This window comes from Motilimonas cestriensis (genome assembly GCF_021295315.1).
In the GTDB taxonomy this organism is placed as follows: Bacteria; Pseudomonadota; Gammaproteobacteria; order Enterobacterales; family CBDFNC01; genus Motilimonas; species Motilimonas cestriensis.
The window spans coordinates 1-8,887 of record NZ_JAIMJA010000046.1 but is presented as its reverse complement, the minus strand read 5'-3'; the positions used below and the strand labels follow the sequence as shown (position 1 = coordinate 8,887).

General features: G+C 43.7%; 10 protein-coding genes and 1 pseudogene. 10 read left to right on the top strand and 1 reads right to left on the bottom strand.

The features are described from left to right. The 4 genes from K6Y31_RS21615 to K6Y31_RS21600 form a co-directional block, all read left to right on the top strand. Positions 1-2,012: hypothetical protein (locus K6Y31_RS21615; RefSeq protein WP_233055109.1), on the top strand; the 2,012-nt coding region annotated here is incomplete at its 5' end. Beyond that, the gene (locus tag K6Y31_RS21610; RefSeq protein WP_233055108.1) at positions 2,013-2,300 is read left to right on the top strand and encodes a hypothetical protein; all 288 of its coding nucleotides are present in this window, start codon (positions 2,013-2,015) and stop codon (positions 2,298-2,300) included. It begins immediately after the preceding gene. 597 nt (positions 2,301-2,897) lie between these two features. After that, entirely contained in the window at positions 2,898-3,152 is a 255-nt protein-coding gene (locus K6Y31_RS21605) for a hypothetical protein (protein WP_233055107.1), read from the top strand. A gap of 2 nt (positions 3,153-3,154) precedes the next feature. Beyond that, the gene (locus K6Y31_RS21600; protein ID WP_233055106.1) at positions 3,155-3,745 is read left to right on the top strand and encodes an acyl carrier protein phosphodiesterase; all 591 of its coding nucleotides are present in this window, start codon (positions 3,155-3,157) and stop codon (positions 3,743-3,745) included. 150 nt (positions 3,746-3,895) lie between these two features. Here K6Y31_RS21600 and K6Y31_RS21595 read toward each other — a convergent pair. Continuing rightward, positions 3,896-4,177 (bottom strand): annotated as a pseudogene (locus K6Y31_RS21595) (IS66 family transposase); the annotation flags it as partial. A 331-nt stretch (positions 4,178-4,508) separates the two neighbouring features. Here K6Y31_RS21595 and K6Y31_RS21590 point away from each other — a divergent pair. The 6 genes from K6Y31_RS21590 (at position 4,509) to K6Y31_RS21565 (ending at position 8,515) form a co-directional block, all read left to right on the top strand. Then, the gene (locus K6Y31_RS21590) at positions 4,509-5,171 is read left to right on the top strand and encodes a DNA/RNA non-specific endonuclease (protein ID WP_282560223.1); all 663 of its coding nucleotides are present in this window, start codon (positions 4,509-4,511) and stop codon (positions 5,169-5,171) included. Continuing rightward, on the top strand, positions 5,171-5,587 hold the full coding sequence (locus K6Y31_RS21585; protein ID WP_233055104.1) for a hypothetical protein: 417 nt from the start codon (positions 5,171-5,173) through the stop codon (positions 5,585-5,587). The genes K6Y31_RS21590 and K6Y31_RS21585 overlap by 1 nt, the downstream gene beginning before the upstream one ends. A 176-nt stretch (positions 5,588-5,763) precedes the next feature. Next, positions 5,764-6,621, top strand: a complete 858-nt coding sequence (locus K6Y31_RS21580; protein WP_233055103.1) for a hypothetical protein — start codon at positions 5,764-5,766, stop codon at positions 6,619-6,621. A 32-nt stretch (positions 6,622-6,653) separates the two neighbouring features. Then, complete coding sequence (locus K6Y31_RS21575; RefSeq protein WP_233055102.1) at positions 6,654-7,649, top strand: transposase; 996 nt, start codon at positions 6,654-6,656, stop codon at positions 7,647-7,649. Between the two features lie 278 nt (positions 7,650-7,927). Continuing rightward, a complete protein-coding gene (locus K6Y31_RS21570) occupies positions 7,928-8,260 on the top strand; it encodes a zincin-like metallopeptidase toxin domain-containing protein (protein ID WP_345790284.1) in 333 nt (110 codons plus the stop codon). A 3-nt stretch (positions 8,261-8,263) separates the two neighbouring features. Then, positions 8,264-8,515, top strand: coding sequence for a hypothetical protein (locus K6Y31_RS21565; RefSeq protein WP_233055100.1), 252 nt, complete (start codon positions 8,264-8,266; stop codon positions 8,513-8,515). The last annotated feature ends 372 nt before the right edge of the window (positions 8,516-8,887 follow it).

The following is an 8,887-nucleotide window of genomic DNA, read 5'->3' as shown; positions in this document are numbered from 1 at the left end:
GCTACAACGGCGCAGAGAGCTTCAAGCCGTATAATGAAAGTGACATTTTAGGGGACATCAACCCCAATGCCATTGCGCCGCCGCCACCGAGTAAGAGCTGTAACCCGATAGCGATGATAGTGATGGCGGTTGTGGCCGTGGTGGTGGCGATTTATGCGCCTGAATTTGTGGGGCCTCTGGTGGAGCAGATAGGCCTAACAGGCGCAGGGGCAACAGTCGGAACGGGAGCAGGGGTTGGAGCATCGGCCTCTGCTGCTTCCCAATTGGTTGGCAAAGCGTTTGGCGTGGTTGACGACTTCTCATGGCAACAGGTTGCAATAGGTGGCCTGACCGGTGGTGTGCTGGCAGGTGCTGGTGACGCCATTGGAGGTATTTCAGATTGGGCAACGGGTCTGACGGAAAGCTCAGTGGCTGGCGATATGCTGGGCGGTGCAGTTAATGCTGCAACCAGCTATGCCACGCGCTATGCGGGCAGTAAAGCGTTAGGCATGGATATGTCGTTTAGTTGGACTAACTTAGCTGCATCTGCTGTGGGTGGTTCAATGAGCTCGGGGCTGACAGGTGGCCTTGCAGACACGTCGATAAACAGGACTGTGCGCGATACCATGACCAGTTTTGTAGGTGCGGCAGCGTCTTCAGCACTGAGAGGCGAATCCTTTGGTGATAATGCAGGTGCCTTTGTGGTGGATGCGTTTGGTAATGCGGTGGGTAATCGCTTAGTGGATGAAGGCGGATTGAATGAGCATGCAGCAAGGATGGGGAGAAGGTTTGGTGATTGGTTAAATCCTTCTGAGGCGGAGATTAGCTTTATTAGTCCTGTGTTTAGCGCTGACAGGGCGAGAGGCATGCCGATAGTTGGACATAAGCCTGGCTCTCAGACTGCAGCGTTAACTGGTGGTGTGGCTGATTATAGCTTTGGTGAACAACTTGACTTTTGGCAAGGGCAGTTACAGGAAAACGTGGAAGGACAACAAGGCCTGAGCAGTAGGCTGAATATCCAAGGGCTTGATTTTTCACTTGATGATATCCTTGGCGACCCGGCCTTTTCCCCACATAACTACAATGGATATGCGCCATCAGAAGGTAACTATTTCAATAACTCGCGTAGGTGGTGGCATGATAATGCTCCCATTACCGCTCTAGGGTTAGAATTCACGTTCTTTGGCCCAGTTGAGTCTATAGGAGGAGTGATTGGCCTATCAGGGATAGGCTCTGTTGATGGTATTAAGAGGAATTTCGCCACTGGCTATGGGATGACGATCGCAGATGAGCAAATGAGCGCGATGGAGCTCATTAGTTTTGGAGCCACGGCTGGTGCTGCGCAAGGTTATAAATATGGTAGTGTTGCACTAGAAAGGCTTTTGTATAAACCAACAAAGGCGTTCAGGGAATTTACGTCTAAGTTTGATGTTAGCAGGTTTTCTGATGATTTATTCGCTCGCTATATGCCCCTTAAGTCTGGTAGATTAGCTAGCCTAAACTCAGGTAAAGTTGTTCCAGACAGTACTTTGATTAAAGGAGCAGCGTTTAGACATCAAACCAGGTGGGCTCCCAACGCAGCAGGCCCGCGTTCTGTAGACGATGCGTTAAGGTTGGCAGATGATTACGGTGTTTACATTGCAGATGATGTAAATATTCGGTTTGTTGATGATGCTTTTTATGATCGCCAATTCGGAAAGTACGGTGATTCATATGCGAGTTATGGTCATGTTGAGGTTGGAAATCCTAACCAGCAATTAACCTGGAGAGGTACTCTTGCTGATAAAGATAGCAATGTAAATGTCTATGTGCGTAATTCGGTTCTAGATAGCGACGAATCCATTGTTGCTGTTTTACATCACGAAACACATGAAGTTGAAGCGCTGAGAGATATATTTGCGAAAAGAGTTTCTCTACCTGTAAAAGAATACAGTCGTTTAATTAATGATTCGACACCAGGAAATCTTCATTGGGAAGCAGTAGATATTGGTGATCAAGCTGTATGGCAACTTCGTCAAGATAGAGGACTATAAATGATGAGTGCAGGGTCATATTTAGGTTTAGTGGAAAAACATCTTTCTGATTGCAAAAAATACGGAATCTCTCTTGAAGATGCGACTTTTGAAATTATGCATATGGCAGAAGATTACGCAGATGAAGAAGTCAAATTAACATTCAGTTCTCTGCCTTCTGATGTACTAGATTTAGCACATCACAAGTTAGACGTCTTTAAGCAAACTGGAGAATACCATGTTATTTCCAGTATAGGAGTGAGCAAAGATATGACGGATTTGATGGCGAGATTGTCGAAGTTGATCTGATGTGTAAACAGTCTAGCCTAGGTGCTGGGCTGTTGTTCCAAAGTAAGCGATCAATCAGGTGTTAGATCTCCCCACTAACGCCAAATCTGATGGTAAAATGTATTAGTTCAGACAAGATCTGACACATCGACTTGAAAAAGTGAGAGTTACCCGTTTTGATAAAGGTGTCGAATCTTTTAATCAAAACACAAAAAAGAGGTAACTATCATGCTTCATACTAACAACTCAATCATCAAACACAAAGCTGGTTTACTCAATCTTGCCGAAGAGCTTGGCAATGAAAGAGCCATCAGGGTCTTGCCTTTTGCATGTTGGCCAGATCGAGAAATTCGGGGACCGGCACCCCTTTGATAGCGGCTATGTTGCACAGTAGAGTTACTACAACAATGGCTGCGATCTAACCCCTGATTGATCGCTTACGTTTTAAATGGTACAGGAACTCAAAATCTTCGTTATCGTTTTCCTGAACAAAACTCTTCTTTTGATATGAGAGAGTTAAATATGTTTAACTGCGCTCAGTATGCAGTTTGTGAGATTCCAAGCTTGGATCAATCAGGATCTGTGTCAATGCTTGTTGAAAGTATGGGGAGATAAAGAATGTTAGAAAATAATGAGCTCATCAGTATTTATTCAGCTTTGTGTAAAATTCATCAAAGAAGGGTCGTCGCAGAAGAAAATAAGGATGTTTCAGCTGTAGCAGCTGCCGGATGTGAATACTCAGGACTAATAGATTATTTAATTTCAACGGGGTGGGATGACTGTTTGCCAATGGATATGGAGCCTGATGACAAATATTTACCCCCTAGCTATTTGAAGTTACGAGCTGATATGGGATTCGACGAGGAAGACTAAGGTTGAATTTTTTAGCCCATGCCCACCTTGCGGGTGGGCCTAAAGAATTCACAGTTGGTAGCGTTGTTGGTGAATACGTTAAGGGTAGCGCTACCTCCAATTTACCTTTGTTATTCGGCTCTGGAGTGAAGCATCATCGATTAATAGATGTATATACAGATCAACATGATTTTGTAGTGAGTTATAAAGGCCGTGTTGATAAGAGATATCGTCGTTATTGTGGAATCGTATTAGATATTTATTGTGATTATTTACTGATGCAGAACTGGGGCTCATTTTGTGATGAAAGTGTTGATGGCTTTATTGCCAAATTATATCGGGGTATTTTAGAGCACAGCTGGCGAGTACCTGAAAAATATCAGTTAATATTGAACACTCTAGTCGAGGATGATTGGTTAAGTTCTTATTCATCCATCGATGGTATATGTTCTGCTGTTCAGCGTATAGAAAAGCGCTTAGGAAGAGATGTAGGTTTAGAGCATCTTCTGAATTCGATGCATTCTGATGAAGAATTAAAAAATTCATTTGTTCCTTTTTATAGTGATTTATCTATTTATGCAGTTGATCAAAAGAGAATATTAATTAATCAATAGCGGAGCTTTTCAGTTAGTTGTCACAATTAGCCGCTTTTGGCTAGAGCAGGAATAAATAATAGGACACATATGGTCACCTCGGTTTTAGCAAGGCCAATGTGTCCTCTTTCGTAAACGGTAAACGCCCCATGATCCCACGGGCTGATGTTGCTAATGTTTGAAGTTACAAGGCAGAAGTAAATCGATATCTGGCTCCGCTTTCGCCAGCTCTTTCATGCACTTGACGATATAGTCATAGAGGATGAGTCCGTTGGCTTTCGCAGTCTCGACGATACTGTAAAGCATCGCGATCGCTTCAGCTCCGTTAGGGTTGGTCGAGAAGAGCCAGTTCTTTCTCCCAATAACCAGCGGCTTAATTGCGCGTTCAGCGCGGTTATTGTCTATCGATAAATGGCCGTCATGAATAACGGGACATATATGGTCAACTCGGTTTTAGCAAGGCCAATGCGTCCTCTTACTGTTGTTTTTTACTAAATAAATGCGCTTGTCGTTTTTCACCTTTCACAGCAGGGTTTTAGCTACTAATGGTTCGCGCTCTTGCGACATATATCCGGCGTCAGTTGCGCCCTAATGAGATCCAAATTGACGTCTTACCCTCCTAGGCACCCACCTGACCTCGAAGGTCACTGTCCCGTTCAGGTTTTGAGTAAGACAAACCGTTTAACTCATTAACACCATTACCGCTGTTGTGCTTGCTCTTTACGTATCAAAACTCATACCTTAATAAACCGACATCTAGTTCGCGGCCTTGCACGCCTTACTCATGTCGTACGCTTCCCCACGACTCATCACCACAAAGACCAAAGGAATGTTGGTACAGGTTGTTTCGTTGGAGAAAGAGTTAGAACCAGATACAGTTTATAATATAGAAGTTGCTGATTTTCATACTTACTTTGTTGGTGAGTTAAAAGTACTTGTACATAATGATAATTGTGGCAACTTAGAAATTGTAATAGGAAATCAAGGTGGTAATCACGCACGATGGGTTGTAGATGGAAATGGCCACCCGCTTGAAGTGTCCGGTAAACTAACTGAAGATTTTGGTGGAGCAGCTGCGGGGAACTTCAGAAGTTCCTTAGAAGAAGCTCAAGCCCTATTGACGGGCAGAAAGGGCTTGTCAGCAGATGAAGGTGGCCACCTCATCGCACATCGGTTCATGAAAGATCAGGGCTTGAAGAACTTGTTCCCTCAAAATGGAAACTTTAATAGAGGGTCATTTAAAGTTCTTGAAAACGACTATGCGAGGGCTTTAAGAGTTCCTGGTACGGAAATTAGTTTTTCTCATAAACTTAGTAGTTTTGATGACATTGGGCGCCCAAACGTGCTAAAAGTTAGAACTAATATTTTTAGAGGCGGGGATCTATTTGACCGAATTCGACATACGTTCAGCAATGAAACTGGCACTCAGTACACGAGAAGATATTAATGAACACAAATACAAATAAAGATGAACTTGTAATTGGCGGAGCGAAACTTCTTAGGGAGTTTCTTTCCACCGTTGAGATAGATTGGGATGAGGGGTTTTACAGGTATGTCGAATACAATGCGAACCATATAAGCTCTCAGTGGAGTTATCGAAAGGGACAAATTTTAAAGTTATCAGAAGTGGATGAAGATATTGAAGATAAATATTTTGATACACTTGAGGGGCTATTCAGCAAACTTTGCAGTGATATAGAAGACGAGGGGAACAAAAGGCCAGTAGTGATTGTTTTGCAAGTTGATGTGAACGGGAACTACAAAGTGACCTTCGAAAATAATGATAACAAAGCGTTAGAAATAAACAAATTGTGTCTGGGTAAAGGTAATTCATTTTTTAAAGAAGGGGAAGTCGGGATCTAGTCACCTGTTGTTCCAAACAAAAAGCCGGTTGCAGCTTTTGGTGAGTCAACAACTAAAAATTATAAAAAGACATTTTTCGAAGCTAATCCAGAAACACAGGGTAATATGGTTGTTCATCACGCAGTAGAGCAGCAAGTGGTGCGGAAAAACACTACTACCATAACGCCCGTGGTGACTTGATTGCCACCATCAGTGCCGATGGAAAGGGAGAGCAATTCTACTATAACAATAACGGCCAGTTAGAAAGCCGTGCCAGAGTGAACTTGGCAAAAGGCTACAGCGACCTATATCAGCGTTATTACTATGACCAGGCCGGTCAGCGTTACCAGGAAGACATTTATGGCGAAACGTCATATACCAGCCTGACCCGCTATGACAGATATGGTCAGATAATCGAGAGCAAAGGCCAGGGCATGCACCAAACTTTTGGTTATGACCTGCAGGGTAATCGCGAGCGGGAAGCCTGGCTAGATAGCGATGGCATTGAGCAGGGCGTAAAATCCGCTACGTTTAATGCCCGCGGACTGATGGCGTCCCAAACCCTGATTGATGGCTCCAAACTGAGTTTTGACTACAACAGCTTCAACGCGCTTAAGACGAAAACGGGCGAAAGCGGCTATGTTGCGCAGTACAGTTACTACAACAATGGCTTACTGAAATCTGAGTTGGTGGCGGGCGAAACTCAGGAGCAATTCAGCTATGACATTAACGGCCGTGAAACAGAGCGTAAGATATTGTCGGCCGATGGTAGCCGCCTGCTACATACCCACTCTGAATATGATGAAGCCGGTCGCCTGAAGAAACTGGTTACCAGTGAGGCCAAGTGGGGTGACAAGCAGTTGGGTCGCGCTGAAATTCAATATGACTACGACGCTGTTGGCAACCGCCGCCGGATTACCACCATTCATCATCAGCCCGATGGTCAAACCACCACAGACGTTGACTGGTATGCCTATGATATTGATAACCGGATGACGGTGAGGAATAACGGGACACCCATCACTTTTTGCGCTAACTCACATTCTGTTCCATAGTTAACAGACCACTTAATGAGCAGGATGTGGCCATGACTTTATCTCGCGGGCAGTTGATCTGCCCTGAATCAACGCCTTACTACCATGTCACCAGTCGCTGTGTGCGTCGCGCTTTTTTATGCGGCATCGACCAGTACACCCAGCAAAGTTACGAACATCGCAAGCCTTGGCTGCTGGATAAAATCAAACAACTCGCCAGCATTTTTACCATAGATATCTGTGCTTACGCCATTATGAGCAATCATTACCATCTGATACTGCACATAAATTTAGCCGATAACTGTGATTTATCGGATGTTGACGTCGTGGAGTGCTGGCAACAATTATTTGCTGTGCCCATGTTGGTGGATGATTGGCTAGTAGGGAAAGAGCAAAGCACTGCCCAGCAAGAAGTCGTTGCAGAGCTAATAGAAAAATGGCGCAAACGCCTTAAGGACATCAGCTGGTTTATGCGTTGTTTAAATGAAGATATTGCCCGCAGAGCCAACCAAGAAGATAAATGCAAGGGCCATTTTTGGGAAGGACGGTTTAAAAGCCAAGCCTTGCTGGATGAGAAAGCGCTGCTAACGTGTATGGCTTATGTCGATTTAAATCCAATACGAGCCGATATCTGTCAGCGCATCGAAGAGCAAGAGTACACCTCGATTTATGAGCGGATACAGCAATATAAGGCAAAGCAAGATGCCCATCAGGTAACGAAATCCGAACTATTACCCTTTGAACGTCAATTTGATTCACGTCAAGCCCATGAAATTCCGTTCTATTTTGAAGAGTACCTGCAATTAGTAGACTGGACAGGGCGCGCCATTCGTGATGATAAACGTGGCTACATTCCCGCCAATCAACCAAAACTTTTGCACGAGCTGGGCATAGAGCAAGATAGCTGGCTGCAACTTGTCAGCCACTTTAGCCGTAGTTTTGGCAGCGCTGCAGGCAGCTGGGAGCACCTCATAGCACATAGCATCAGAGCAGGCCACAGCTGGACCCGTGGCCAAGCAGCATGTAACCGACTGAGTGGATTAGGATAATATTTTCCAGCAGCACAAACCAACTGCGTAACTTGCTTAACAGGCAGGATTGATCACACCTAATAATTACACATCCAGTCAGAGCTACGGATTTCTAATAACATTTTAGCCTAACCTTGCATCCATTAATGAATCAGCAGCGAATCTTTACAGCAAATCTAGACTTTTTCGCTGGCTTTTTGTGCCGTCAAATAGCTTGATTATTTAGATGGCTGTCCGATATTTTCTACGATATTTTCTATCCCGATATTTTCTGAAAATATCTCGATAAACATGGAATAAAGATAGACTTGAATGCTGATAAGCACCTTAATGATTTAGAGCAAAAAAAATTCAAGAAAATTCGTGGTGGCTTTGTAGCAGCGGACAAAACCATGTATTTAAGAAAAGGGGCAACTCGATTTGAAATTATGCATGAATTAGAGCATGCAAAGGATTTTGTCAGACGTGGATTTACTAATTATAACAACCAAACAGAGTGGGCAAAAGAGTTGACGGTGTTTAAAGCTCTCATGAAACAGCAGCATAAGTTCAATCAATTAGAGATTGATGATGCTCATCGCTACATTGAAGATTTAGCGAGAAAATATAATGCAAAAGATTGGGAATAAGTAATGTTAACAGAAGATCAGGTTATTGATTTGGCTAACAAAACGCTTAGTGATTTTGGTAGTGGCCCCTTGCCAAAGCTTAAAGGAACTCATTTCACTAAAAAAGGTGATATAGCTCCATATACAAAAAGGGTGGAAAAAGAAGATTATTGGTCTGTTTGGTTTTATTCAGTTAACCCTGATAGCGATGACATTATCACTGTGATTGTCTATCCTGATGGGAATACTGAAATACCATATTCTTGGTTTGGCTGAGAATAATAGGACATATATGGTCACCTCGGTTTTAGCAAGGCCAATGTGTCCTCTTTCTGTTGTTTTTTACTAAATAAATTCGTTTGTCGTTTTTCACCTTTCACAGCAGGGTCTTAGCTACTAATGGTTCGCGGTCTTGCGACATATATCCGGCGTCAGTTGCGCCCTAATGAGATCCAAATTGACGTCTTACCCTCCTAGGCACCCACCTGACCTCGAAGGTCACTGTCCTGTTCAGGTTTTGGGTAAGACAAACCGTTTAACTCATTAACACCATTACCGCTGTTGTGCTTGCTCTTTACGTATCAAAACTCATACCTTAATAAACCGACATCTAGTTCGCGGCCTTGCACGCCTTACTCATGTCGTACG